The sequence below is a fragment of the Campylobacter sp. JMF_06 NA1 genome (assembly GCF_027737785.1).
Lineage (GTDB): Bacteria > Campylobacterota > Campylobacteria > Campylobacterales > Campylobacteraceae > Campylobacter_B.
The window spans coordinates 251,659-277,742 of sequence record NZ_JAOVUA010000001.1; the positions used below are offsets into that span (position 1 = coordinate 251,659).

The 26,084-nt window shown below is 39.4% G+C and carries 24 protein-coding genes; 21 read left to right on the forward strand and 3 right to left on the reverse strand.

The genetic code is table 11. The annotated features are described in order from the left end of the window. Positions 1–2: 2 nt before the first annotated feature. The 11 genes from OFO07_RS01340 to OFO07_RS01390 all read left to right on the forward strand — a co-directional run bounded on the left by OFO07_RS01340 (position 3) and on the right by OFO07_RS01390 (position 15,696). The gene (locus OFO07_RS01340; protein WP_270864455.1) at positions 3–1,751 is read left to right on the forward strand and encodes a GspE/PulE family protein; all 1,749 of its coding nucleotides are present in this window, start codon (positions 3–5) and stop codon (positions 1,749–1,751) included. After that, entirely contained in the window at positions 1,748–2,989 is a 1,242-nt protein-coding gene (locus tag OFO07_RS01345) for a type II secretion system F family protein (protein ID WP_270862445.1), read from the forward strand. Before OFO07_RS01340 ends, OFO07_RS01345 begins: the two co-directional genes overlap by 4 nt. Positions 2,990–3,149: 160 nt before the next feature. After that, positions 3,150–5,321 carry an FtsK/SpoIIIE family DNA translocase gene (locus tag OFO07_RS01350; protein WP_270862527.1) on the forward strand — a complete coding sequence of 724 codons (2,172 nt, stop codon included), beginning with the start codon at positions 3,150–3,152 and terminating at the stop codon, positions 5,319–5,321. Between the two features lie 36 nt (positions 5,322–5,357). Next, positions 5,358–6,524, forward strand: coding sequence for an FtsW/RodA/SpoVE family cell cycle protein (locus OFO07_RS01355; protein WP_270869421.1), 1,167 nt, complete (start codon positions 5,358–5,360; stop codon positions 6,522–6,524). A gap of 2 nt (positions 6,525–6,526) precedes the next feature. Further along, positions 6,527–7,609: an undecaprenyldiphospho-muramoylpentapeptide beta-N-acetylglucosaminyltransferase gene (gene murG, locus OFO07_RS01360; RefSeq protein WP_270870660.1), complete on the forward strand. Its 1,083-nt coding sequence runs from the start codon at positions 6,527–6,529 to the stop codon at positions 7,607–7,609. Between the two features lie 90 nt (positions 7,610–7,699). Beyond that, on the forward strand, positions 7,700–9,541 hold the full coding sequence (htpG, locus tag OFO07_RS01365) for a molecular chaperone HtpG (protein ID WP_270870661.1): 1,842 nt from the start codon (positions 7,700–7,702) through the stop codon (positions 9,539–9,541). A gap of 347 nt (positions 9,542–9,888) precedes the next feature. Next, complete coding sequence (locus tag OFO07_RS01370) at positions 9,889–10,836, forward strand: DEAD/DEAH box helicase family protein (RefSeq protein WP_270870662.1); 948 nt, start codon at positions 9,889–9,891, stop codon at positions 10,834–10,836. 281 nt (positions 10,837–11,117) lie between these two features. Continuing rightward, positions 11,118–12,239 carry a type I restriction-modification enzyme R subunit C-terminal domain-containing protein gene (locus OFO07_RS01375; protein WP_270870663.1) on the forward strand — a complete coding sequence of 374 codons (1,122 nt, stop codon included), beginning with the start codon at positions 11,118–11,120 and terminating at the stop codon, positions 12,237–12,239. A 9-nt stretch (positions 12,240–12,248) separates the two neighbouring features. Beyond that, on the forward strand, positions 12,249–13,742 hold the full coding sequence (locus tag OFO07_RS01380) for a class I SAM-dependent DNA methyltransferase (RefSeq protein WP_270870664.1): 1,494 nt from the start codon (positions 12,249–12,251) through the stop codon (positions 13,740–13,742). After that, positions 13,742–14,950: a restriction endonuclease subunit S gene (locus OFO07_RS01385; RefSeq protein WP_270870665.1), complete on the forward strand. Its 1,209-nt coding sequence runs from the start codon at positions 13,742–13,744 to the stop codon at positions 14,948–14,950. Before OFO07_RS01380 ends, OFO07_RS01385 begins: the two co-directional genes overlap by 1 nt. After that, positions 14,947–15,696, forward strand: a complete 750-nt coding sequence (locus tag OFO07_RS01390) for a restriction endonuclease subunit S (RefSeq protein ID WP_270870666.1) — start codon at positions 14,947–14,949, stop codon at positions 15,694–15,696. The genes OFO07_RS01385 and OFO07_RS01390 overlap by 4 nt, the downstream gene beginning before the upstream one ends. A gap of 249 nt (positions 15,697–15,945) precedes the next feature. Here OFO07_RS01390 and OFO07_RS01395 read toward each other — a convergent pair whose 3' ends face one another. Together OFO07_RS01395 and OFO07_RS01400 are read right to left on the reverse strand one after the other, a co-directional pair. Next, complete coding sequence (locus OFO07_RS01395; RefSeq protein ID WP_270870667.1) at positions 15,946–16,713, reverse strand: hypothetical protein; 768 nt, start codon at positions 16,711–16,713, stop codon at positions 15,946–15,948. A gap of 197 nt (positions 16,714–16,910) precedes the next feature. Then, positions 16,911–17,888 carry an SLAC1 anion channel family protein gene (locus OFO07_RS01400; protein WP_270870668.1) on the reverse strand — a complete coding sequence of 326 codons (978 nt, stop codon included), beginning with the start codon at positions 17,886–17,888 and terminating at the stop codon, positions 16,911–16,913. A 160-nt stretch (positions 17,889–18,048) separates the two neighbouring features. Between OFO07_RS01400 and OFO07_RS01405 the strand changes: the two genes are divergently transcribed. The 10 genes from OFO07_RS01405 to hypA all read left to right on the forward strand — a co-directional run bounded on the left by OFO07_RS01405 (position 18,049) and on the right by hypA (position 25,261). Then, positions 18,049–19,458, forward strand: a complete 1,410-nt coding sequence (locus OFO07_RS01405) for an alanine/glycine:cation symporter family protein (protein WP_270870669.1) — start codon at positions 18,049–18,051, stop codon at positions 19,456–19,458. A gap of 63 nt (positions 19,459–19,521) precedes the next feature. Then, positions 19,522–19,947, forward strand: coding sequence for a hypothetical protein (locus tag OFO07_RS01410; protein WP_270870670.1), 426 nt, complete (start codon positions 19,522–19,524; stop codon positions 19,945–19,947). A 10-nt stretch (positions 19,948–19,957) separates the two neighbouring features. Then, positions 19,958–20,779: a hydrogenase nickel incorporation protein HypB gene (gene hypB / locus OFO07_RS01415; RefSeq protein WP_270870671.1), complete on the forward strand. Its 822-nt coding sequence runs from the start codon at positions 19,958–19,960 to the stop codon at positions 20,777–20,779. Beyond that, positions 20,779–21,060, forward strand: a complete 282-nt coding sequence (locus tag OFO07_RS01420; RefSeq protein WP_270870672.1) for a HypC/HybG/HupF family hydrogenase formation chaperone — start codon at positions 20,779–20,781, stop codon at positions 21,058–21,060. The genes hypB and OFO07_RS01420 overlap by 1 nt, the downstream gene beginning before the upstream one ends. Positions 21,061–21,063: 3 nt before the next feature. Then, on the forward strand, positions 21,064–21,579 hold the full coding sequence (locus OFO07_RS01425) for a pyridoxamine 5'-phosphate oxidase family protein (RefSeq protein WP_270869435.1): 516 nt from the start codon (positions 21,064–21,066) through the stop codon (positions 21,577–21,579). 8 nt (positions 21,580–21,587) lie between these two features. Continuing rightward, on the forward strand, positions 21,588–21,959 hold the full coding sequence (locus OFO07_RS01430; RefSeq protein WP_270869436.1) for an MmcQ/YjbR family DNA-binding protein: 372 nt from the start codon (positions 21,588–21,590) through the stop codon (positions 21,957–21,959). 2 nt (positions 21,960–21,961) lie between these two features. After that, complete coding sequence (hypD, locus tag OFO07_RS01435) at positions 21,962–23,059, forward strand: hydrogenase formation protein HypD (RefSeq protein ID WP_270870673.1); 1,098 nt, start codon at positions 21,962–21,964, stop codon at positions 23,057–23,059. 36 nt (positions 23,060–23,095) lie between these two features. Continuing rightward, entirely contained in the window at positions 23,096–24,100 is a 1,005-nt protein-coding gene (hypE, locus tag OFO07_RS01440; RefSeq protein ID WP_270870674.1) for a hydrogenase expression/formation protein HypE, read from the forward strand. 57 nt (positions 24,101–24,157) lie between these two features. Further along, complete coding sequence (locus tag OFO07_RS01445; RefSeq protein ID WP_270870675.1) at positions 24,158–24,892, forward strand: hypothetical protein; 735 nt, start codon at positions 24,158–24,160, stop codon at positions 24,890–24,892. Between the two features lie 27 nt (positions 24,893–24,919). Then, positions 24,920–25,261, forward strand: coding sequence for a hydrogenase maturation nickel metallochaperone HypA (gene hypA / locus OFO07_RS01450; RefSeq protein WP_270869442.1), 342 nt, complete (start codon positions 24,920–24,922; stop codon positions 25,259–25,261). A 232-nt stretch (positions 25,262–25,493) separates the two neighbouring features. Here hypA and OFO07_RS01455 read toward each other — a convergent pair whose 3' ends face one another. Further along, a complete protein-coding gene (locus OFO07_RS01455) occupies positions 25,494–26,069 on the reverse strand; it encodes a metallophosphoesterase (RefSeq protein ID WP_270870676.1) in 576 nt (191 codons plus the stop codon). Between the last annotated feature and the right edge of the window lie 15 nt (positions 26,070–26,084).

Below are 26,084 nucleotides of genomic sequence, written 5' to 3' on the forward strand. Positions count from 1 at the left end.
ATATGACAAAGATAGAAGAGCAGATTGTTTCAATTCTAATAAAAAATAATGTCCTAACCCAAGCTATCGTTCCTGAAATTCAGGAGAAAATGGATATTGGTTTGACCCTTGGCGAAGTTTTGGTCGGCGACAACTATTTAAGTCAAGAAAATTTTTGCTTGATTTTAGCTGAGCTTTACAAACGCAGACAGATCGATTACGAAGATGTTCGCGAGAAATTTTCAATCGATCAAAAAGAATTTTTGCAAGTTTTGGCTAAAAAGCAAAATTTAACCTATATGAATTTAGATGATGTTGATATCGATTTCAAACTATCTGAGCGCGCTCCGATGGCGCAACTTAAAAAATTTGGCGTAATTCCTGTAAGGGCGGACGATTTAAATATCTATGTTGCGTTTTCTGATCCATTTAATATGGAAGCCCAGGATAGAATTCAAGCGATTTTTAACAAACACCTTCTAAAAATCGTTGTAGCCGATCCAAATCAAGTAAATAAATATATGGCTAAACTCGAACTTTCCGAGAGTATCAAAGATTTGGTCGCTACTATTAGAAAAGAGCTTGCTAGCACGGGCGGTAGTGGCACAGGCGATGATACATCTGCGATTTTGCAGCTTATCGAGATGATTGTAAAACAATCAATCATTATGCGCGGTAGCGATATTCACATCGAGCCTACTGAGAATAACTGCGTCGTGCGCACCAGAATTGACGGTATGTTGCAAGAAATTTTTATCTTTGATAAAGACATTTATCCGCCACTTGTGAGCCGTTTGAAATTGCTTTCGAATATGGACATCGCAGAGCGTAGAAAGCCACAAGACGGCCGTTTTTCTATGACGATTTCTGGGCGCGAATATGATTTTCGTATTTCGACGCTTCCTATTATCAATGGTGAATCAACCGTTATGCGTATTTTGGATAAATCCAAGGTTATCATTAGCCTTGAAAAGCTTGGTATGCACCCAGAAAGCTTTAAAAAATTTAGCAATGCAATGCACGCACCGTATGGCATTATCCTAGTTACTGGACCAACCGGTAGTGGTAAATCAACCACACTATATGCGGCACTAAACGATGTCAAAAGTGTCGATACAAAAATCATTACCGTTGAAGACCCTGTTGAGTATCAGGTAAATTTAATACAACAAGTCCATGTTAATGAAAAAGCAGGCCTTACATTTGCGTCGGCTTTGCGCTCGATTTTGCGTCAAGACCCTGATATTATAATGATCGGTGAGATTCGTGACCAAGAAACGCTTAGAATCGCGATTCAAGCGGCTCTTACTGGACACTTGGTCTTTTCTACACTACACACAAATGACGCTGTTAGTGCGATACCAAGAATTGTAGATATGGGAATTGAGAGTTATTTAATCAGTGGTGCGCTTATTGCGGTCGAGGCTCAACGCCTTGTGCGCAAGCTATGCCCGCACTGCAAACAACCGACAAATGTGCCAAAATCTATGCTCGATCAGTTAAAAGAATTTTTACCTGAGCAGTATAAATTTTTCAAAGCAGTTGGTTGTGATCAATGTGGTCAGACAGGCTATATGGGTCGTGAGATGATAAGTGAAATTTTGCCTATTACAGATCGTATGCAAAGCCTGATTGCAAATGGTGGCTCGAAAGACGATATGAGAGCTTTGGCGAAAGAGGAGGGCTTTATCGATATGTTTGAAGACGGCATTATTCGTGCAGCTCGTGGAGTAACAAGTATAGAAGAAATTTATAGGGTGGCTAAACAATGAAAGATTTAAATGTAAATATGAACGCTGGTGGAAAACGCCAGCAAATGCGACTAAAAGTCAATAACAAGGTCAATGCGAACAACCTAATGAAACAACGCTCAGGCGGTTCGATTTCTAGACGCGCTCAAACGCAAAATTTGGGTAATATCACAGGCGATTTTAAAACCCAAGTAAGTCGTTTAATGGGCGGTAGTGGCAAGGTAAAAACTCTGCCATTAGTTGCTGCTATTAGACAGCTTTCTGTCATGACAAACGCTGGTATTTCTATCCACGACTCTATTAAAGAGGTCGCAAGAGCGACAGAGGATAAGACGCTAAAAGGCATTTTTAGCGCGATGAACGACGACCTTAATGCAGGTCTTAGCCTTACTGAATCAGCTGAGAAATTCCGCCCACAACTAGGCGATGTCGTCGTAGCAATGGTAAGCCTTGGCGAGGCCACAGGTAATATGGCTGAATCACTTGCCAAGCTAGCTTCTATGCTTACTGAACTTTACGAAAACCAAAGAAAATTTAAAAAGGCTATGCGCTATCCGATGACTTTGATGATTGTTATGGCGATAGCATTTACGATTTTGATGATGTATGTTGTGCCTAAATTCCGCGAAATTTTCGAAGAGCTCGGCGCAGATTTGCCACTTCCTACAAGAATTTTGCTAGGAATTGAAAGTGCGCTTAGCAATTATGGTGGCTATATTTTGCTTGGTATCATCGTTACAATCGTGGGTCTTAAATGGCTGTATAAAAACAACGATCAGTTTAAAATCGGCTGGGATAGGGGAATTTTAAAGGTTTATTTGTTTGGCAAGATTATTTTTTACTCTACAATGTCACGCTTTATGCTGATTTTTACCGAGCTAGTTCGCGCTGGTATTCCTATTGCAGACGCCCTTGATACGGCTGTTTTGATGGTCGATAACCACACGCTAAAAGAAAAACTTTCAAGCGTTAAAATCGCTGTTCAACAAGGTGTTAGCCTAACAGAGGCTTTTGAGAATACTGGACTTTACGAGAGTATGCTTATTCAGATGATTAGCGCTGGTGAGCAGGCTGGTAACCTTGATAAAATGCTTGGAAATGTCGCTGATTATTACAAAGAGAAATTTGACGATATTATTGATAATATTTCTAGCTATGTTGAGCCGATTATGCTATTTTTCATGGCTGGTATGGTATTGCTACTCGCTCTTGGTATCTTTATGCCAATGTGGGATTTGGGAAAAGCTGTCAAAAGCTAAAACAAAATCCGCGTCCAAATCGGGCGCGGATTTATCTCAACTTCGTAAAATTCTAGTTTTCAAATAAAATTTTAACCTTAAATTTGCTAAAATTGCGCTTTTTATTTTCAAAGGATTTATCATAATAAAAGAAGTATATTTTATAATCGTCTCGGCTATAATTTTGTTTTTTGGATTTGCTACGATTGCGCCTGATTCGGCTCTTGTCGGCAGTGCTGGCAATGCGATTCGCTCGGTAAATTTAGGGCTTTTTGGTTATTTTTCATATATTTATCCGCTATTTTTACTCGGGCTTGTTTATATCGCGTATCGCTATTTTAGGGGATTTGATTTTAGATTTTTTGAATTTTGCATAGGCGTGATTTTGCTATTTTTCACCGTGCTTTTTGTGCAATCAAGCATTATCGGCGATAGTGGCGGAATCATCGGTAGCGTGGTCATAAATCAGCTAAGGCAGTTTGTGGGAAGTGTGGGGATTTGGATTTTTAATCTAACGCTTTTTGTCCTTTCGCTGGTGCTGATTTTCGAGGATAAGCTTACAAATATTATCAAAAATTCTTTTATCAAAGAGCAAACTAGCGAGGCAAAAAGTGAAATTTTGCGCGAACAAACTCGCCAAAGAGCTACTCGCGCGCAAACCGAGCTAAAACCAAAACCGCTTAAAAAAGATAGAGCTGAATTTAGCGAAAAGCAAGAGAGCAAAATCGAAAAATTTTTAACCGAGCAAAGCGATGATTTGGAGGGGGAAAATTTAGACTTAAATTCAGAAAAAGAGCCAAATTTACAAAATGAAATTTTAGAGCCAAATTTTAAAAAGTCAAATTCCAAAAAACCAGCTTCGCTAAAAAAAGTCGAGCATTTAAGCGAGGTTGCCGAAAACAAAAAACTTCTTGATGAGCTAGAAAAGGGCAAAATCGATAAACCGCAAAATTTCGCCCTCCCTCCACTTGATTTTTTGGAAAATCCGCCCAAAAAACAAAATATAATCGATGAGAGCGAAATAGATCAAAAAATCTTTGATTTGCTCGATAAACTTCGCAAATTTAAAATCGACGGCGATGTCGTTCGCACATACTCAGGTCCCGTGGTTACGACATTTGAGTTTCGCCCAGCAGCGCACATTAAGGTTAGTAAAATCCTAACCCTCCAAGATGATTTGGCTATGGCACTGCGCGCGCAGACGATCCGTATCCAAGCCCCGATTCCTGGCAAAGATGTCGTAGGTATCGAAATCCCAAATCAAGAGGCACAGACAATCTATTTGCGTGAAATTTTTGAAAGTGAGGTTTTTAAAACAGCTTCTAGTCCGCTTACTATGGCGCTTGGTAAGGATATCGTGGGTCAGCCTTTTGTCACAGATCTGAAAAAACTCCCACACCTACTCATCGCAGGAGGAACAGGAAGTGGTAAAAGTGTCGGCGTAAATGCCCTTATTTTAAGCCTTTTGTATAGAAATTCGCCAAAAACTCTGCGCCTAATAATGGTCGATCCAAAAATGGTTGAATTTAGACTTTATGAGGATATCCCGCACCTGCTAACACCGATTATTACTGAGCCCAAAAAAGCCATAACCGCCCTTGGAAATGTCGTGGCTGAAATGGAGCACAGATATCGCATAATGGCTGATAATAGGGTCAAAAATATCGAAAGTTATAATGCCAAAATTTCAAAAGAAAATGGCGAAATTTTGCCTTATATTGTGGTTGTGATAGATGAATTTGCCGACCTTATTATGACAGGTGGAAAAGAGGTCGAAACCAACATAGTGCTTTTAGCTCAAAAGGCAAGAGCATGCGGAATCCACCTCATCATAGCAACTCAACGCCCAAGCAAAGAGATTGTAACAGGCCTAATCAAAGCCAATATGCCAAGTCGCATTAGCTTTAAGGTTCGCTCATATACAGATAGTCGCATAATCCTCGATCAAATGGGATCTGAAAGCCTGATAGGGAAAGGTGATATGCTCTTTATGCCACCAAGTGGAAGCACTACGATTCGCTTGCATGCGCCATTTAGCACAGAAGATGAGATAAATGCCATAGCTGAGTATTTGCGTTCGCAAGAAAGCGTGGTTTATGATGAGAGATTTTTGGCTGAAAACGATAGCCAAAAAGAGGGCGCAGGTATGATAGATCCGCAAAATATGGAGCTTGACGAGCTGTTTGAAGAGGCGAAAAATATCATTTTAACCGAAGAAAAAACTTCGATTAGCTATCTGCAACGCCGTCTTAAAATCGGCTACAACCGCGCCGCTACAATCATCGAGCAGTTAGAGCAAATGGGAATTTTAAGCGAAGTTAATGCCAAAGGGCAAAGAGATATCATCAAATAAATTTGGCTAAATTTTGAAATTTAAATGGAGTAAAATTTGAGAACAGATCAGTGGCTGTTTTATTTCACGGTTGCATTAATCACCATAGGCATTGTATTTTCGCTATCATTGACCTCATATACCACGCTTGCAAGCGATACTGAGCCACTATATTTTTTCAAAAAACAATGGATATTTGGTATGTTTAGCATTTTCCTTATGTGGGGGCTTTCACAGTTTAACCCAGATAAGGTTTTAACGCCGTTTTGTATGGTTTTGTGGGTGGTATCTGGGCTAGTGATGATCTCAATGGGCTTCATGCCTAAATCAATCGTATCAGAGGTAAATGGAGCGGCTAGGTGGATAAAAATCGCAGGCATTAGTATCGCTCCGGTGGAATTTTTCAAAGTTGGCTTTATATATTTTTTGGCGTGGAGTTTCTCGCGCAAGATGAACCATACTAAAAAAACGGTTTGGCAAGAGATTAAAATTTGGGTTCCGTATGTCTTTCTTTTCGCGATTTTTGGCATAGTTATCGCCATAGGGCAAAAAGATCTTGGACAAGTGGCTGTTTTGGCTGCGACGATGATATGTATGTCGTTTTTCGCCGGAACTAGCATGAGGCTAGTTGGCATAGTGGTGGGAATAATCGGCATTTTGGGTTATACCTTTGTCGTCACTAGTCCGCACAGAATCGTGAGAATTCGCTCATGGTGGGCTGGCGTGCAAGACACTATCACTCCGTTTCTCTCCCCAGAAACAGCCGCTAAGGTTCGCGTAGATGATGCGAATATGCCTTACCAAGTCGGCCATTCGCTAAATGCCATAAACAACGGCGAGCTAATGGGAGCTGGGCTAGGGCAGGGAAGCTTCAAACTAGGCTATCTTAGCGAGGTGCATACTGACTTCGTGCTAGCTGGCATTGCCGAGGAAATCGGATTTTTTGGAATTCTTGGCGTTGTTTTGCTCTTTTCTGCGATGCTTGCCAGGGTCTTTCGCATAGCCTCAAAATCCGTAAATAGCGTATATTTTCTCTTTGGGCTTGGCATTGCTTTTATGCTGTTTTTCTCATTTTGTCTAAATTCTTATGGAATTACTGGGCTAATCCCTATGAAGGGTATCGCTGTGCCGTTTTTAAGCTATGGCGGAAGCCATGTTATAGCTGCTTCAATGGCGGTTGGATTTATACTTATGATTAGCAAACGCGCAAATTTAAGGAGCTAAAAATGATAGCAATCAGTGGTGGTGGCACAGGCGGGCATTTAAGTATCGCAAAAAGTTTGGGCACTGAGCTTAAAAATCGCGGAATAGGGGTGATTTTTATCGGTTCGACCAACGGCCAAGACAGAGCGTGGTTCGAAAATAGCGAAATTTTCGAGCGGGCGTATTTTTTGGAAAGCTCTGGCGTGGTAAATAAAAAAGGATTTAGTAAAATTTCATCGCTGATGAATATTTTAAAACTATCTTTGAAATGTCGTAAAATTTTCAAAGAAAACGGCGTAAAAGCCGTAATCAGCGTGGGCGGATACAGCTCAGCTCCGGCTTCGTTTGCGTCGTTATTTTTTTTCAAGCCACTTTTTATACACGAGCAAAACGCTATTTTAGGGCGGTTAAACGACCTTTTAGAGCCGTTTTGCAAGAAAATTTACAGCCCATATTCTAGGGAAAAATTCGAGCTTCCCACAGCTTGTGGTTGCGTGACGAAATTTACTCAGGATAATACCCAGTGCATAAGTGATAAATTCGACTATCCAGTAAGCGATATTTTTTTTGAAAAATCTAGAATTCGAAGCGAGGTAAAAACGATAATTTTCTTAGGCGGTTCGCAAGGGGCGAGTTTTATCAATACTCTTGCTTCAAATTTAGCGCCAAGGCTTACCAAAATGGGCTATGAGATTATTCATCAATGTGGCGAAAAAGAGTTTGAAAAATACAGCGAATTTTACAAAAACGCGAATTTAAATGTCGAGCTCGTGGGATTTAGCAAAAATTTGGTTGATTTAATCTCAAAGGCTGATTTGTGCGTAGGCAGAAGTGGGGCTAGCACGCTGTGGGAGCTCGTGGCAAACGGACTTCCTGCGATTTTCGTGCCGTTTCCGCATGCAGCAGGAGATCATCAATTCTACAATGCGAAATTTTTGCAAGATCTAAATTTATGCAAAATCGTGCGCCAAAATGAGGCTAGCGAGGATAAAATTTTGGATTTAATCCAAAATTTCGACGCTCCAAGTGCAAGTAGGGGGCTAGTAAATTTCAGCTCCAAAAACGGCGCAAAATCCATAATCGACGATATTCTAAGCCAAATTTAAAAACAAAATTTGGCTTAATATTGACAAAACTTAGCACTCGGTGCTATAATGTGCTAATTTTTAAACAAAATTCAATCCAAAGGACATTTTATGGCAAAGAAAAAATTCAAAACAGAGGTCAATGATTTATTAAATTTAATGATCCACTCGCTGTATTCAAACAAGGAAATTTTCCTTCGTGAGCTCGTATCTAACGCCTCAGACGCGCTTGATAAGCTAAATTATCTATGCCTTACCGATGAGGCTTACAAGGCTTTAAGCTACACGCCACGCATTGAAATTTCGCTCGATAGCGAGAATAAAATTTTAAAAATTTCAGATAATGGTATCGGTATGAACGAGGGCGAGTTAGAGACCAATCTAGGCACGATTGCGAGATCTGGCACAAAGGGATTTATGGCGAATTTGAGCGGAGATGCCGCCAAAGATAGCAACCTAATCGGGCAGTTTGGCGTGGGGTTTTATTCGGCGTTTATGGTCGCAGATAGTATCGATGTCATCTCGCGCAAAGCCCTTGAAGACGAGGCTTTCAAATGGTCATCGAACGCCGAAAACTACACAATCGAGCCTTGCGAAAAAGATAGCTTTGGCACTGATATAATCTTGCATTTAAAAGATGATGAATTTGCGAATTTAGCGCGATTAGAGGGCATTATCAAAAAATACTCAAACCATATCCCATACCCGATTTTTGGGCAAAAAGAGGAGTATATCCCTGGCGAGGACGGCGCGCAGGGTCATAGCGAAACCAAAGTGGTTCAGCTAAATTCAGCCAGCGCGCTGTGGCAACTACCAAAATCATCGCTAAAACAGAGCGATTATGACGACTTTTATAAACAAATCAGCCACGATAGCGCGGATCCGCTATTTCATATACATACCAAAGCAGAGGGTGTGCATGAATACACTACGCTGTTTTATGTGCCATCAAACGAGCCGTTTGATTTATACCGCGTGGATTATCAAAGTGGCGTCAAACTCTATGTCAAGCGCGTATTTATCACAGATGACGCCAAAGAGCTTTTGCCTGTGTATTTGCGCTTTGTGCGTGGCGTGATAGATGTGGAGGATCTGCCACTAAATGTAAGCCGTGAAATTCTGCAAGAAAACCGCATTTTGGCCCATGTCAAGGAACAAAGCGTAAAGAAAATTTTAGGCGAATTAGCCAAAATGCTAAAAAATGATCGCGAAAAATATGAGAAATTTTACGCGCTTTTTGGCAAAGTGCTAAAAGAGGGCTTGTATGGATTCGGCCCTGATAAGGCTGAGATTAGCCACCTAGCGCTATTTAAGTCAAATTTACGCGAGGGGCTAATCAGCCTAGATGAATACAAGGCTAAAATGAGCGAAAACGCGGAGCAAAAAGAGATTTATTTCATCACCGGCAAAGATGCGAAAATGCTGAAAAACTCGCCACTTTTGGAGGATTTTAACGCTAGGGGCGTGGAGGTTTTGCTCTGCGATGATGAGATCGACGCTGTGGTTATGCCGGGACTTTTCGAGTTTGACGGCACAGCAATCAAGAGCGTAACTAGCGTAAAAAGCGCCGAGCAAAACGAAGAGCAAAGCGCGTGGGCACTGGAAGTGGCGGCGAAATTTAAAGAGTGCTTGGAGGGTCGCGTAAAAGATGTGAAAATCTCCACTCGTCTGACAAACTCGCTTTCTTGCCTTGTCTTTGACGAGAGCGATCCAGACTACGCCACACAGCAAATTTTGCGCCAAATGGGGCAGACGAATTTGCCTGAGTTTAAGCCGATTTTGGAAATCAACGCAAAGCATGAAATCATCAAAAAGCTAGAAAATAATAAAACTATGATTGCTAGCGTGGCGCGTTTGGCTTTTGATTTGGCTAAGCTAGGCGAGACCCAAGGCGTCGATGATCCGGGCGCTTTTATCGCCAATATCAACGAACTAGTCGCAAAAGCTTTATAAAATTTGATTTTCGATTGAGCGTGGCGCACGATTTGGAATTTTGATTGTGTTGTAAGCCGTGGCGCGTGGCTCGGAATTTAGCCACGCTTTTTCGCTTGGGAATTTGATTATGTTTTAATCCGTCGCGTTTTAGCTGGTAATTTAGCCATGCTTTAAGCGTGGCTTTTGGCTGGGGGGATACTGCGCGCGAGGTGCTAAAAATCTCGCGTGCAGGTGATTTGTGTAAAATTTGCTTTTTGATATTGCAAGGAGTTGTGAAACAGTGACGAAATTCTAGCGTAGCAAAAATTCATTTTCTTTTTTGTTAATTTTTGATAAAATCTGCAATTTTATGCTAAGGATAAAAAATGACCGAAGAAGATGTAAAATTAAAACTCATTACGCCAAGCTTGCAAAAATCAGGCTGGAATATTCAAAACCAAATAAATATGGAATTTCCTGTAAAGCAAAATTATCAATTCACAGACGGCGAAATGGCATTTATGGGTGATAAAGTTTCTAGAAAAACACCTAAATTTGCTGATTATTTATTGACTTATAAAAATATTCGTCTAGCCATAGTCGAAGCTAAAAAAGATGATAAATCATATACAGACGGACTATCACAAGCCAAAGATTATGCAAAAATGCTAAATGTTCCATTTGCTTATGCTTCAAACGGTGACGCTTTTATGGAGTATGATTTTTTTACTGGCAAAAATAAAACCCTTAAAATGAGCGAATTTCCAACCCCAGATGAACTTTTTATGCGTTATATAAATGCGAAAAATATAACCCCAGATCAAGAAAAACTTATAACTTATCCGTATTATTTAGAAAATCGCGAACCAAGATATTATCAACAAATTGCTATTGATAGCGTAATTCAGGCTATCGCAAAAGGACAAAAACGCCTTTTACTCGTTATGGCGACAGGTACGGGCAAGACCTTTACCGCTTTTGAGATTATTCATAGGCTTTATAAGAGTGGTAAATTTAAAAAAATTCTTTATCTAGCAGATAGAAATATTTTAGTAGATCAGAGTATCGACGGAGATTTTAAGCCACTTGGTAAAAATATTGACAAAATCCAAAAACATAAAATTAACGCTAGTGAATATGATATATTTTTCGGGCTTTATCAGCAACTTGCTGGAAATGATGACGAGGACTTTTTTACTACATATTATAAAGATATTCCGCGAGATTTTTTCGATTTTATTATCATTGATGAGTGTCATAGAGGTAGCGCAAACGAAGTTTCGGCATGGCGTAAAATTTTAGATTATTTTAGCTTGGCTACCAGCTTGGCTTAACAGCTACTCCAAAACACGATGAGAGTGGGTCAAATTTAGAATATTTTGGAAATCCTATTTACGAATACTCACTTAAACAAGGAATTCAAGATGGCTTTTTAGCACCTTTTAAAGTCATTAGATATATTTCCAACATCGATGACGGCGTAGAGATACAGGGTGAAACTATTGATAAAATCGGACAAGAAGTTCCAGAGGGTATATATTATCAATCTGATTTTGGTAGAAAAATTTTAATCGACGAGCGAACTAACACCATTGCAAAGGCGATTACAAATTTTTTGAAATACACGATAAAAGATAGATTTGCAAGAACGATAGTTTTTTGCGAAACCACAGAAGAGGCAAATTTGGTAAAATTTGCATTAGAAAATGAAAATTTAGATTTAAAAGACAAAAATTATGTCGTGCGTATCACTGGCGATGATATGGACGGTAAGAGATATTTGAGTGATTTTATCAGCTCAAAAAAGAAATTTCCAGTCATAGCCACAACTTCGCAGCTTTTAAGCACAGGCGTAGATACCAAACTAGCCAAAGTTATCGTGCTAAACAAAATTATAAATTCAATGACAGATTTCAAACAAATCATAGGGCGTGGCACAAGACTAGATGAGAAACGAAATAAAAAATATTTCACGGTTATCGATTTTAAAGGTTCTAGTGAAAAATTTAAAGACCCAGAATTCGACGGCACAATCGAAATAATCGAAGTTCCGCCTGTCGTAGAAATCGATGAGCCTGCGCCTAGCGAGATAAATGGTGGCAGCTCAAAGCCAATTCCGCAACCTCCTACGACATTTCCACCTCAGCCAACTCCCGAGCCAGAGCCAGAGCCAAAGAGTGTAAAAAGATATTATATTAATGGAGTTGAGGTTACGATAGATACGCAAATTAACCAAATTTATCTAAATGGTGAAGTAATTACTGATAACTTTATAGATTATTCTAAAAAAAATATCAAAGATAGTATTGAATTTGCAAATTTAGAGGAATTTCTCAAAATTTGGAATTCTAGTAAGAAAAAGCTTGAATTACTTGGTGAATTTGAAAACAAAGGAATTTTAATCGAAGAATTGCGAAGTTATTCTCAATACGAAAATATGGACGAATTTGACATTTTGCTTTCACTTGCTTTTGGCAAAATTCCGCTTTCTCGCTCACAAAGAGCCAAAAAAGCAAACAAAATTTTAGAAAATTATCAAGGTGAAGCGAGAGAAATTTTGCAAATTTTGCTTGAAAGATACGAGCAAAATGGCATAAATGAGTTAGAAAGTATGGAGGTTTTTAGCAAAGAGCCATTTGACGACCCAAGCTTTAAAAAGCTAAAAACCGCTTTTGGCGACATTGCTTCATATAGAATTGCTATTGATAGCATAAAATCAGCACTTTACGCAGAATAAGGATTTGATTTGTTAAATATAAAAACATTACAAGACATTATGCGCACAGACGCAGGAGTAGATGGTGACGCTCAAAGAATTGGTCAGATTATTTGGATTTTGTTTTTAAAAGTCTATGATTTTTACGAAAAGCGTTGGCGTGATAGCGCTGAATTCGAGGGCGAAATTTATACTTCTATCATACCAGATGAGCTTTCATGGGATACTTGGGCTAATCAATACGACGCCAATGGCAATGTTAGAAAAGATATCAAAACAGGTGATGAGTTGATAGATTTCGTAAATAATAAACTTTTCCCTACGCTTAAAAATTTATACATTACTAACGATATGCCGTTAAATAAAAAAATCGTCAAAAAAGCTTTTGAAGATCGCATTAATTTTATGAAAGACGGTATCCAGCTTCGCAAGCTAATAAACGCAATCAATAGCATTACCCTTGATGAAAATTCCGATAGAGCTCTGCTTTCTAGCACTTACGAAACATTTTTAAAAGATTTGCAAAGCGCAGGAAATGCAGGCGAGTATTACACTCCGCGAGCTGTAACGGATTTTATTATGGAAATTTTACGCCCGAAAATCGGCGATAAAATCGCAGACCTTGCTTGTGGCACGGGCGGGTTTTTGACCTCAGCTTTTAATTATTTGAACAAATTAACCAAAAATACACGAGATAGTGAGATTTTAAAAGAAAGCTTTTACGGCGTTGAGAAAAAGCCACTTCCTTATATTTTATGTGTAACAAATTTTTTAATCAAAGGTATCGAAAATCCTAATTTAGACCACGCAAATTCATTTGACACCCATTTTGATGACATTAAGCCTAGCTTTGACATTATCGCTATGAACCCACCTTATGGCGGAAGCGAAAACGACACCATAAAATCAAATTTTCCAAGCGAATTTAGAAGTAGCGAAACCGCTGATTTATTTATGGCGATGATTACCGAGAGTTTGAAATTTGACGGCAAAGCCGCCGTAGTCTTGCCTGATGGATTTTTATTTGGCGATGATAGTGCCAAAATCAATCTCAAAAAACGCCTACTTGACGAATTTAACCTGCATTTAATCGTCCGTCTTCCAAAAAGCGTTTTTGCCCCATACACTTCCATTACGACAAATATTTTATTTTTTGAGCGTAACGGCACAGGCACCGATGAGACTTGGTTTTATCGCCTTGATATGCCGCCTGCCTACAAGGCATTTTCTAAGACCAAACCTATGAAATTAGAGCATTTTGATGAATTTTTCGCTTGGGATACAAACCGCACCGCACTAAATGACGAAAACGGCAACCCAAAAGCCGCCAAATTTAGTAAAGCCCAGCTTATAGATAAAAACTACAACCTTGATTTATGCGGATTTATCGAAGCCAAAGACGAAATTTTACCGCCATTTGAGTTGATTGAAAAATTCACCCACGAACAAAACGAACTAAAATCCCAAATGTCCGCCACGCTCGAAGCTATTGAGGCGATCCTTAAAAGCAACAAGGCGCAATAATGACTAATCCTGCGAATTTGAAAAAATCCATTTTAGACTATGCTATTCGTGGCGAACTATCAGCGAAATTTCGCCTTTCGTGTCATTGCGAGGAGCGAAGCGACGAAGCAATCCAGAAAAATTCCAAAATCTCTAAATTTAAAGATAATGGCAATTCTCTGGATTGCTTCGATTTTTCTGCGAAAAATCTCGCAATGACAAACAAAACAGCCCTTGATGAAATCGCTGAATTTAACGCCAAAATTTCAACTCTAAAATCACAGCGTGAAAAATTGCTTTCAAATTTAGAAAAACTTCTAAAAACAAAACCAAAAAATAGCGACAAAATCAAACATATCATCGCTAAAATAAAAACCAAAATCAAATCATATCGCACTATCACGCCCCTAAATACTGACCTGAATTTCAATCCGCCTTTTGAAATCCCAAATTCTTGGGTATGGGTGAAGTTGGGGGATTTGGGGATTTGGAAATCTGGCTCAACACCATTAAGAAATAATTCGCAATTTTTTATTAATGGAACAATAAATTGGCTAAAAACTGGCGATTTAAATGATAGTTTTATTTACCATACGGAAGAGAAAATAACACAAAATGCACTCAAATCAGCAAATTTACATATCAATAAAATAGGCAGTATTTTAATTGCGATGTATGGTGCAACTATTGGAAAATTAGGAATTGCTAAAATTCCATTGGCAACAAATCAAGCTTGTTGTGCTTGTTCTTGCAATTCATTGCTTTTTAATTACTATTTATTTTATTTTTTATTACAAAAAAGAGACTATTTTTTATCACTTGGAAGCGGAAGTGGTCAGCCAAATATTTCAAGAGAAAAAATTATTGAAACAATAATCCCCTTGCCACCAAAAAACGAGCAAATTTATATTTCACAAGTTTTGCAAAATTTATTAAAAGAGTGTGAAAATTACGAAGCAAAAGCCCTAAATTTAGCAAATTTGCAAACCAAATTTAAAACACAAATTCCAAAATCCATACTTGATTACGCCGTGCGTGGCGAACTCTCAGCGAAATTTCGCCTTTCGTGTCATTGCGAGGAGCGAACAGGCAGAGCAATCTCGTCCCTTTCGTCATTGCGAGAGAGCGAAGCGACGAAGCAATCCAGAAAAATTCCAAAATCTCTAAATTTAAAGATAATGGCAATTCTCTGGATTGCTTCGATTTTTCTGCGAAAAATCTCGCAATGACAAACAAAACAGCCCTTGATGAAATCGCTGAATTTAACGCCAAAATTTCAACTCTAAAATCACAGCGTGAAAAATTGCTTTCAAATTTAGAAAAACTTCTAAAAACAAAACCAAAAAATAGCGACAAAATCAAACATATCATCGCTAAAATAAAAACCAAAATCAAATCATATCGCACTATCACGCCCCTAAATACTGACCTGAATTTCAATCCGCCTTTTGAAATCCCAAATTCTTGGGTATGGGTGAAGTTGGGGGAAATTTGCGAGATTGTGCGTGGTGGTTCGCCACGACCTATTGAAAATTATTTAACAAATTCTGAAAATGGTTTTAATTGGATAAAAATAGGCGATAGCGATATAGGTGGAAAATATATTAAAAAAACGGCACAAAAAATTACAAAAGACGGATTATATAAAACTAGATTTGTAAAAGCAGGTAGCCTATTACTAACAAATTCAATGAGTTTTGGCAGACCTTATATTTTGCAAATCAATGGTTGCATACACGATGGTTGGCTAGTGTTAAGTAAATTTGAAAATTTAACAATAATAGATTATTTATTTTATTTACTAACTTGCAATTATGTTCAGAAATCTTTTAGAGAAACTGTTTCTGGGGCGGTTGTAAAAAATTTATCAACCGAAAAAGTTCAAGGAACAATAATCCCCCTGCCACCAAAAAATGAGCAAGAATTTATAGCGTCGGAGTTAGAAAAACTTCTAAGCTTATGCAAGAATTTATAAATTCGTTTTTGTCATTGCGAGCGAACGCAGTGAGCGTGGCAATCTACGAATTAAAAATTCAAGGTCAGTATTTTTGCAAATTTAGCGTAAGGAATTTCAAGTTCGTAGATTGCTTCGTCGCTTCGCTTCTCGCAATGACAGCAAATGCAATGCTGGAATTTTAAATTCTCGCAATGACAGCATTACGCGCACCGCTAATGCGCCATTACGAGAATTTCACGCCAAATTTCACGCCCTTATCGCAGGCTTTCAGCCTTGTGAGAGTTTCGTTGCGATAAAGTAGTTAAGCTGAGAATACGAAATATTCCCTAGCTCGGGCTTTAATTCTTTTAGTTTGGCACGGATATCCGTGAGCTGCTCGCCGCTAGCTAGCATTTTGCGAATTTCATCTTTGTATGGGCTTAGCAACTCTTTGCTTGTCGGACCTGCGAATTTCGCCTTTATTTCGGCTAAGTATTTTTCGCCAAATTCGCTTTTGATAAAGTTGCTAATCTGCGAATATGTAAGCTCGCTAAGCTCGGGGTATGCCTCTGCCAAATCGCCACCGATTGAGTAGTAGCTATCGCCGTTTTCGAGTTTGGCTTGGATTTCGTCCTTGTATTTGGCGAGCCTGTCCCTAGTTGATGGTGCGGAAAATTGATTAAGCCTTGTCTCTGATATGAAATGGCTGACCTGAGAGTAGGCCACCTCCACGCCTCGTTCTTGCAAAATTTTTGTGATTTGAAGCGGGGTTTTTTCCTTTTTGAGTAGCTCTATGATTTCCATAGTGTGGCCGGCTAAAACCTGCTGTTTAGGGGTATAGACCTCGTCTATTTCTGCCCTTGCTAGGCCCAAGAGCGAAGCCATTGTTTGCACGCTATTATGGAGAGCTTCCCATTTCTCGCTATCCAAAAGGCTATAATTTTTAGCAATTCCTAAGAGTTTTAGAGCTTTTCTATAACTTTCTCTGCCTCTGATATTTTCTAAAAATTCAGCGTCTTTGACCATTTGCTCGACTTTTATAACATCTACTGCCATAGGTTGCTCCTTGTGAAAATTTGGCGTTATAATATAATATTAATTCTTAAAAGTCAATAAAAATAGCGGATTTGTAAGTGGATTTTAAGAAAATTTGTAAGTTTATAAATTTACTTTTACTAAATTTTAAGGTTGATAATGTGCATTTTGCAAGTAATTTTCTTAAACAATAAATCTGGCGAAATTTGCGCTAAATTTCACTCCTGCACGCAGATTTCGCCGTTAATTAGCCCTTTTATGGTGTGGTAGCTAACTATGCAAATCAAAACACACAAAAGCGCAAACATACCAAGCCCAAGGCGCGCAAACCATACTTCCGCGCTTAAAAAATACGCCTTCATAAAGGTAATGCACCCAGCCGCTGTCGGGAAAGTGAAAGCCCACCATGATAGGAAAAATTTAAGCCCGAAAAAGCTTTTTGCCATGAAAAATATCAAAAGTGTGAAAAATAGCACCAAATTTATCAAAATTTTAGCGAGCATATCAAACTCGCCGCCGATGTTGATATAGCCCAGAAACGCCACAGACGGGGGCGCAATCATTATAAAAAGCGTGGGGACGAATTTTTGTGCGAGCTGGTCGTGAAAAATAATGCGGTAAAAAACAATGCTAAAAAGCACAATCCAAAAGAAAATCCCAATGCTAAAAAAATACCACAGATATTCGCCTTTTTCGCTCGCGGCGATTACTACGATGAGATTGCCTACGATCGGGATAAACCACGCTGGATTGGAGTGGGTGATGAGCATGTTTTTTTGTATCCAAAACGAAATGATATAAAGCGTCAAAAACGCATGAAATATCATCGCTACGCCGTAAAATGCGCTATGAAGCGCGCTAATATCGTTAAATGCGATGGCTAGTAAAAGTAGGCTAATCGAAAATGTGGCAAAAAAACTTAGCTTGATTGGGTGGGTAAATTCTGACTGCACAGCGCGTGGAAATTTGATGATTTTTGCCGTGTAAAACGCCGAAATTAGCGCAAACACACCAAGGGCGAAAAATCGCAAAATTTCAAATATAAAATGTGGCGCACCATACGCCTCACTAATGGCGCGATAAGCGATACTAAGCCCGCCAAGCCCCATTGTAACGGCAAAAAACATAATCGGGAAATTTGAGAGTTTGGAGATATTTTCATTTTTTAGATTCATTTTAGCCTCGATGAATTTCAAATTTTTTTAAAAACGGCGCGAATTTTAGCAAAATTTGGCGCCATAAATTCTTACAATTATAAATTAAAACTGAAATTTATAAAATTTTAAGTTTTATTAAGCGCGAAAAAAGTAAAATAATCGATTTTTAACAAATTCGAGGCAGATTAAGGCGGACAAAATGGAAAATTTTATCAAAATCGTAACCGACATAAACTCATTTATCTGGGGGCCATACTTTCTCATAGCCCTTCTTTGCGGAACTGGCGTGTATTTTACAATCAGATTAAAATTCGTTCAAATTTTAAAATTTAAGCTTGCTGGAAATAGACTTTTGGGCGATTTTTCGCTCCATGGCAAAAAGGCGGGCAAACACGGTATGAGCTCGTTTCAGGCGATTTCGACTGCGATTGCAGCACAAGTGGGCACGGGCAATCTAGTAGGGGCCTCGACTGCGCTTATTATGGGCGGACCTGGGGCGATTTTTTGGATGTGGTTGGCTGCGTTTTTTGGTATGGCGACAAATTTTGCTGAAATTTGTCTAGCTCAAATTTATCGTTCAAAGGATAAAAGTGGTCATATTATCGGCGGACCTGCGTTTTATATTTCGCGCGGTATTGGCGGGAAATTTGGCAAAATTTTGGCTGTGGTTTTTGCCATAGCGATAATCTTAGCGCTTGGTTGCATGGGAAATATGGTGCAAGCAAACGCCATTTCAGACGGATTTAGCAAGGCTTTTAATATCGACAAGGTCTATATCGGCGAAATTTTGGCTGTGGTTTGCGCGATAATCTTCATCGGCGGTGTCAGGGCGATCGCGCGCGTAGCCGAAAAGGTCGTCCCGCTTATGGCGATTTTATACATTTTGGTAGGATTTAGTATAATTTGCGCAAATATTTCTGAATTTCCTAGTGCAATCTCGCTGATTTTCAAATCAGCTTTTGATCCAAGCGCTGCATGGGGTGGTGCGACGGGGGCTAGTATCGCTATGGCTATGAGATATGGTGTGGCGCGCGGACTATTTAGCAACGAAGCTGGTATGGGCTCTACCCCTCACGCTCACGCCGCTGCTAATGTCACTCACCCAGTCGATCAAGCAATGCTGGGCATTATGAGCGTTTTTATCGATACATTTATCGTGCTAAATATCACGGTTTTTGTGATACTGACCTCGGGCGTGGTGGAGTTTGGGGCTGATGGCAAGGCTGTATTTAGCGGGATTGCGCTCGTGCAAGAGGCGTTTTCGTCGAATTTTTTGGGCAGGGAGCTTGGATATAGCTTCGTGGCGATTTGTCTTTTGTTTTTCGCATTTACCACGATTATGGGCTGGTATTATTTCGCTGAGATAAATATCCGCTATCTGCTTGGACCAAAAGGGGTGAAATTTTTACAGCTTTTGGTTATTGGCTTTGTTTTTATGGGCTCACTGCTTAAAATCGACCTTGTTTGGGAGCTAGCCGATCTTTTCAACGGCCTTATGGTGATTCCAAACCTGATTGCGATTTTGCTTTTAAGTGGCATTGTAGTGCGCTTACTGCGGGATTTCGACGCGGGCAAGGCATACAACGCCAGCGATTACATTAAAGGCTAAATTTCAGCGTTAAATAATTAAATTTAGGTAAAATCGTAAGTTATTTTACGATTAGGAATTTTTATGTTTTTACATACTTTTCACCAAAAAAGTATTAAAGAAAAATTAGATTATTTAGCGGATTTGGGGCAAATCGACAAGGCTACATACGATAAAATTTTAAAATTTTACGCCCTTGATAGCGAGGGGCAAATTTTAGCCCTAATCAAAATGCAAAGCGCAACCAATAAAGTTTTATGGAGCGTTAAAAAAATAGATTCTTACAGGATCGAACCAGACGGGGCAATGCGCTATAATGGCGAATTTGTCGATGTCAGGCGCGCTGTTTTAAGTAGCGCGGATATGAAGGCAAAAGATTTTTACGAAAACTCACAAAACAAAGTCGCAACCCATGAGCAAAGTAGCAATAAATTTTGGAAAAAATTTGTTATTTGGTCGGTGGTGTGGGCTTTGGTTTTAATTTTTCTTGTATATTTAATCTCAAATTAAAGGATAAAAAATGTGTAAAGATTGCGGATGTTCTATCGCAGGACACACTCACAGCCACACGCACTCTGACGGTGTTACGCACACTCACGAGCATAATCACGCTCATGCTCACTCTCATGGAGAGGCGCACGAGCACGAGCACGGCGAAATTCACGGCGACCACGCACACCCTGTGCTAAATGATAAAAAAACCGTTGAAGTAATCACGAAAATTCTCTCAGCTAACGATGCCGAAGCGGCGCATATCAGAGAGCATTTCGACGAAGACGGGATTTTATGCGTAAATTTGATGAGTAGCCCAGGAAGTGGCAAAACAACGCTACTAGAAGCCACTATCAAAAGCGGTAAATTTAAAATCGGCGTAATCGAGGGCGATTTAGAAACCAACCGCGACGCCGATCGCGTATTGCAAGCAGGCGCGCGCGCTCATCAAATCACCACAGGACAAGCCTGTCATTTAGACGCTTTTATGGTGCATGAAGGGCTTCATCACCTCGATACCACTGGGCTTGATTTGGTTTTCATAGAAAATGTCGGAAATCTCGTCTGCCCTGCAAGCTACGATGTCGGCGCGCACGCAAATGTCGTGCTTCTAAGCGTAACCGAAGGAAGCGATAAAGTAGCAAAATACCCTGTAATGTTTCGCGCGGCGGATTTGGTCGTGGTAACCAAACACTCGCTAATCGAGCATTTTGATTTTAGCGTCGAAGAGGTGGTTAAAGAGGTGCGAAAACTAAATCCAAAAGCCGCTGTAATCGCCCTAGATAGTAAAACTGGCGAGGGCGTGGAAAAATGGCTAAAATTTTTGGAATTTAAAAAGGAATTCAAATAATGTGCCTTTCAATCCCGTCAAAAGTGATTTCAATTGATGAAAACAATTTCGCGACCGTCGAAACGCTCGGCGTTAGGCGTGGCGTGAGCTTAGATCTGATCTCCGAGCCAGTTAGCGTGGGGGATTTCGTGCTCATTCATGTGGGCTTTGCGATGGAAAAAATCGACACGGATGTCGCCTTAGAGAGCTTGAAAATTTACGAACAAATCGCCGAAGAGATGAATAGTGGCGAAATTTCGGCAGATGAGGGCGATATGGGGCTAGCGAATTTCAAAGGCTAAATTTTGCGTAGAATCGATAGAGCTTTAAGCGTATCCGAAGCTTACGAAATAATCGATAATGCCGAATATGCCGTGTTTTCATGCGTGAGGGATAATGGAGAAATTTTTTCAATCCCGCTTTCAATCGTGCGTGAAAATGACAGCATTTTTATTCACGGTGCGACAAAAGGAAGCAAAGCTGAACTTTTCACTGGCGGACGCGATGTGAGCATAGTTTGCGTCAGTTTCAACGCTGTACCAAATTTAAACGACGCCGAATTTGAAGCGATAAAAGATAATTCAAAAGAGCTTGGAAATAGGGTTTTTACGACCGAATACAAAAGCGTGGTCGCAAAAACAAAAGCCTATGAAATCACAGACAAAAACGCCAAATTAGAGGCTTTGCGAATTCTTAGCGCTAAATATTGCGCGAAATTTATGGACGCTTTCGAGACAGCGGCTTTGGGTGCGTTAAGTCATACTAAAATTTATGAATTTAAAATTTACGAGATGACAGCGAAAGCGAAAATTTTAAAATAAGGCGCGCGGTGGAAGCAGAAGCACTAATCCAAGAAATCTGGCGCAGGTATCGCGCAAAGCCTGAGTATTTGTGGAAAAGTGCGCCGGGCTTTTGCGTTTTTCGCCACGAAAAAAACAAAAAATGGTTTGCCGTGCTGATGAAGGGCGTGAGCGTAAAAACTCTGGGCGTCGAACCCGGCGCGTTTATGAGCGAAAAAACGCTTGATATTTTAAATTTGAAAATCGAGCCGAATTTGGGCGAAATTTTGCGCGACGGCAAGAGTATCATAGAAGCGTATCACATGAACAAAAAGCATTGGATTAGCGTAATTTTGGGCGTTTGCGACGAGGCGACGACATACGATTTAATCGAAGAAAGTTATAAACTTACAAAGAAGTAAAAATGGATTTGATAAAAGATTTTAGAGATAAAAAGCTGATTTTAGGGCTTTCAGAAGCGATTAAAAAAGCTAGTAAAACACCTATAAATATAATGGAAATTTGTGGCGGTCATACGCACAGCATTATGAAATTTGGGCTGCCAAATTTAGTAGGCGAGAATATAAATTTCGTGCATGGTCCGGGCTGTCCTGTGTGCGTAATGCCACGAGCTCGCATTGACGAAGCAATCGCTCTTGCGTCGCTTGACGGCGTGATTTTTTGCACTTTGGCTGATATGCTAAGAGTCCCCGGAAGCACCACGAGCCTACAAAAACTGCGTGCGGGTGGAGCCGATATACGCGCACTTTATAGTCCGCTCGATGCCCTAAAAATCGCCTTAGAAAACCCGGATAAAAATGTCATTTTCTTTGCGATTGGCTTTGAGACGACCACGCCGATGAGTGCGGTTTTGGTGGATAAGGCGATAAATTTGGGGCTAAAAAATCTATTTTTTCACATAAATCATGTAACCGTCCCAGCCCCAGTAGAAGCCATTTTGCAAGATAAAGAAGCCAAAATCGACGCATTTTTAGGACCTAGCCATGTCAGCGTCATCACAGGAAGCAAAATTTACGAAAATATCGCCACAAAATACAAAAAACCAATCGCCGTGAGCGGATTTGAGCCACTTGACATTATGGCTGGTGTGCTAAATTTGGTAACTCAGTTTGAAAATGGCACGCATGAAGTCTATAACGAATACGACCGCGTAGTTAAGGCTGATGGCAACAAAACTGCGTTAAATTTGATAGATAAGTATTTTGAAATTTGCGATTTTTCGTGGCGAGGGCTAGGCGAAATCCAAAAAAGCGGTATGAAGCTAAAAGCCGAATTCGCCGAATTTGACGCGAGAGTAAAATTCGCTGAAATTTTGCAAAATTTAGAAAGTAAGGGCGAAAATAGGGCGTGTATTTGTGGCGAGATACTGCGTGGCAAGGCAAAACCTTATGATTGCAAGGTTTTTGGCAAGGTCTGCACCCCGCAAAACCCGATAGGCTCGTGCATGGTAAGTTCTGAGGGCGCATGTGCTGCGTATTTCAAATACGCACGAAATTCATAAAATTTTGCGTAAAATTTTACAAAATAAGGATAAATTTTGAAAAAAACGATACTTTTAAGCCACGGTGGTGGTGGCGAAGAGATGAATAAACTCATCAATGATACGATTTTTAGGGCGTTTGATAATGAAATTTTGCGTGAGTGCAACGACAGCGCGATTTTGCCAAATTTCGGTGGTGAGTTAGCTTTTACGACTGATTCGTATGTCGTTACGCCGATATTTTTTAGCGGTGGCGACATCGGTAAAATCGCAGTTTGTGGCACTATAAACGATCTTTGTATGGTTGGAGCTAAACCGCTCTTTATCAGTGTGGGCTTCATCATCGAAGAAGGGCTGGAATTTGCTGAATTTGAGCGAATTTTAGCTTCCATTGCCGATACTGCCAAGCAGTGTGGCGTAAAAATCGTCTGTGGCGATACCAAGGTCGTCCCGCACGGCAAATGCGACAAGATTTTCATAAATACAAGCGGAATAGGGCAAATCATCGCCCAAAATATCGAAGCAAAAAATATCAAAATCGGCGATAAAATCTTGCTTAGTGGCGATGTCGGCAGACACGGGGCTGTGATTTTGGCCGCCAGAGATGAGCTTTCGCTTGAAAGTGAGCTTAAAAGCGACTGCAAACCGCTAAATGGCGTAGTAGGGGAGCTGTTAAAAAGTGGCGTGAAAATAAGTGCTATGAGAGATGCTACGCGTGGTGGTTTGAGTGCAGTGCTAAACGAATTTGCCGAGATTTCGGGCAATGAAATTTTGGTTTTCGAAGAAAAAATCGCGCTGAGCGATGAAGTCGTGGGCGTGTGCGAGTTGCTAGGTTTTGAGCCTTACGAACTGGCAAACGAAGGCACTTTTGTCGCAGTCGTTGCTAACGGCGATGAAGCAAAAGCTTTGGAAGTGTTGCGTAAATTTGATAAAAATGCCGAAATCATCGGCGAAGTAACAGGCACGGCAAAATCGCAAAATAGGGTGATAATCCAAAATGCGTATGGCTCAGGGCGATTTTTGGAGCTTCCAAAGGGTGAGCTTTTGCCTAGAATTTGCTGAAATTTAAAATTCAGTATCAAACGATACTGACCGAACAGCAAAAACAAAAGGATAAATTTGGAAAACGAAAATTTAGAAAATAAACCAAATGTCAAAAAATCAAATTTGAGAAATTATGATGAAAATCCGATTGTTATGAAAGATTATGGGATTTCTGTAAATATTTTTTCGGTTGTATTATTTGTTTCTATTAGTCTTATAGGTTTATTGTTTGGTTTAATAAGGCTTCAAAAAGAAATATTTTTACTAATTTTATATTTTCCAATATTTAAATTTATTTTTGACGGATATTCAGAGCGTAAAAATAGCCATTATTATTTTGAAAATTCAAAAATTACCCACGCAAAAAATAAATATCTCCCAATACAAGAGTTAAATTTAAACGATATTAAAGAAATAGAAAAAGTTACTTATGCAATTTCACCTTATGATATTGATAAAGAAAAAATAAAAATAAATAAATTTGTATTATATTTGTGTATAGGTTTTTTATCTATGATTTACATTGCAAATTTTATTATAGACCCAAGTAGTTTTTTATATTTTTTATTTGCCATTAGCATAATTGCCATTGTGATTTTTTTACCTACAATTTTATTTCAAATATATTTAAATGGTTTAGGTTTTTTGAGATTTTACGATACATTGGAGATAAGGACTAAAAATAATAAAATGCTTAAAATTTATATTCCGACACAATGGGAATATAATGAAATAAGAAAGTATTTTATTTACAAAATCGGAAAAGATATAAATAAAATGCAAAAAAGTTTTTTTGAAAAAGAAATTTAATGACAAAATTTTATAAATGGAGATAATATGCACGAAATGTCGATAGTGCAGAGTTTAGTAGAGCTTTGCGAGAAAAATTTAAATGCAAACGGTGGCGGAGAAATCAAAGAAATCGTAGTCAAAGTAGGCAGGCTTAGTGGCGTAGAGGCGCATTATTTGCAAAGCTGCTACGATGTGTTTAGGCAGGGCACGGTCTGCGAAAATGCCGAGCTAAAAATCCATATCCAAGATGTCGTTATAGAGTGCGAAAAGTGCGGATACAACGGCGTTTTGGAGCAAAACAACTTCATCTGCCCAAAATGCGAGAGTAGAAATTTAAAAGTAACCGACGGCGAAGATTTGTATCTAATGCAACTTGTGATTGAGTAGGTGCGCTATGGATTTAAACGAATTTGAGAATTGCAAAATTTATATTGACGGCGAATACGGTGATTTTTGTATTATCAAAAAGATGATGCGTTTTATTTTAAGAAGCTTTGAATTTTGAGCGAAGTTAAATTCTGCGCCGAATTTAGAAAATTCGCGCAAATTTAAAATTTGTCAAATTTCGGCACAGTATTTCAAACCATGCCAAAAACCCAAACCTACGCTAAAAATCCCATTACTCTTCGTTATCATCATCGCTAGTATTATGTATAAACCCGCTAAAATCCAGCTTCTCAGCCATTTTTAAAATTTCTTTAAATTCCAAAAATCTGCCGTTATAATCATAGCAAACATTAATCGCGCGCCCTTTTAGCGGTGGGGTTTTGTCATGCACATGGCCGTATAAATGCACCGAGCCATAATGCGCGCCGTTCCACTCCAAAATCGGGTAGTGAAATAGCACGAGACCCTTTTTCACGCCTGGGGCTTTGAAATATTTATAATCGCAAATTTCGTCGAAATATCCCTGCAAATCGGCGTTTGCGATGATTTGTTTGTCGTGATTGCCCAAAATCAGCCTATGAGAGCCGTTTAGCCGCTCTAAAATCCGCGCTGTTTTGGCGCTGTCTTTGTGAAATGAGAGATCGCCTAGATTATAGACGATGTCATCATCGCTCACAGTGTCGTTCCACAGGGCGATTAGATACTCGTCCATTTCGGCCACGCTCTTAAAATTTCGGTATTTTGGGCTGTATTTCATAATGTTTTCGTGTCCGAAATGCAAATCGCTGATAAAATAAATTTTACTCATTTTAAACCCTTAAAT

Excerpts from the sequence above, each read along its gene's own strand:
- hypD (WP_270870673.1), top strand. The coding sequence starts at position 21,962 with ATGGATTTGATAAAAGATTTTAGAGATAAAAAGCTGATTTTAGGGCTT.
- OFO07_RS01395 (WP_270870667.1), bottom strand. The coding sequence starts at position 16,713 with ATGGCAGTAGATGTTATAAAAGTCGAGCAAATGGTCAAAGACGCTGAA.
- hypB (WP_270870671.1), top strand. The coding sequence starts at position 19,958 with ATGTGTAAAGATTGCGGATGTTCTATCGCAGGACACACTCACAGCCAC.
- OFO07_RS01345 (WP_270862445.1), top strand. The coding sequence starts at position 1,748 with ATGAAAGATTTAAATGTAAATATGAACGCTGGTGGAAAACGCCAGCAA.
- hypA (WP_270869442.1), top strand. The coding sequence starts at position 24,920 with ATGCACGAAATGTCGATAGTGCAGAGTTTAGTAGAGCTTTGCGAGAAA.
- OFO07_RS01340 (WP_270864455.1), top strand. The coding sequence starts at position 3 with ATGACAAAGATAGAAGAGCAGATTGTTTCAATTCTAATAAAAAATAAT.
- OFO07_RS01370 (WP_270870662.1), top strand. The coding sequence starts at position 9,889 with ATGACCGAAGAAGATGTAAAATTAAAACTCATTACGCCAAGCTTGCAA.
- OFO07_RS01390 (WP_270870666.1), top strand. The coding sequence starts at position 14,947 with ATGACAAACAAAACAGCCCTTGATGAAATCGCTGAATTTAACGCCAAA.
- murG (WP_270870660.1), top strand. The coding sequence starts at position 6,527 with ATGATAGCAATCAGTGGTGGTGGCACAGGCGGGCATTTAAGTATCGCA.
- OFO07_RS01385 (WP_270870665.1), top strand. The coding sequence starts at position 13,742 with ATGACTAATCCTGCGAATTTGAAAAAATCCATTTTAGACTATGCTATT.
- OFO07_RS01455 (WP_270870676.1), bottom strand. The coding sequence starts at position 26,069 with ATGAGTAAAATTTATTTTATCAGCGATTTGCATTTCGGACACGAAAAC.
- OFO07_RS01420 (WP_270870672.1), top strand. The coding sequence starts at position 20,779 with ATGTGCCTTTCAATCCCGTCAAAAGTGATTTCAATTGATGAAAACAAT.
- OFO07_RS01410 (WP_270870670.1), top strand. The coding sequence starts at position 19,522 with ATGTTTTTACATACTTTTCACCAAAAAAGTATTAAAGAAAAATTAGAT.
- OFO07_RS01405 (WP_270870669.1), top strand. The coding sequence starts at position 18,049 with ATGGAAAATTTTATCAAAATCGTAACCGACATAAACTCATTTATCTGG.
- htpG (WP_270870661.1), top strand. The coding sequence starts at position 7,700 with ATGGCAAAGAAAAAATTCAAAACAGAGGTCAATGATTTATTAAATTTA.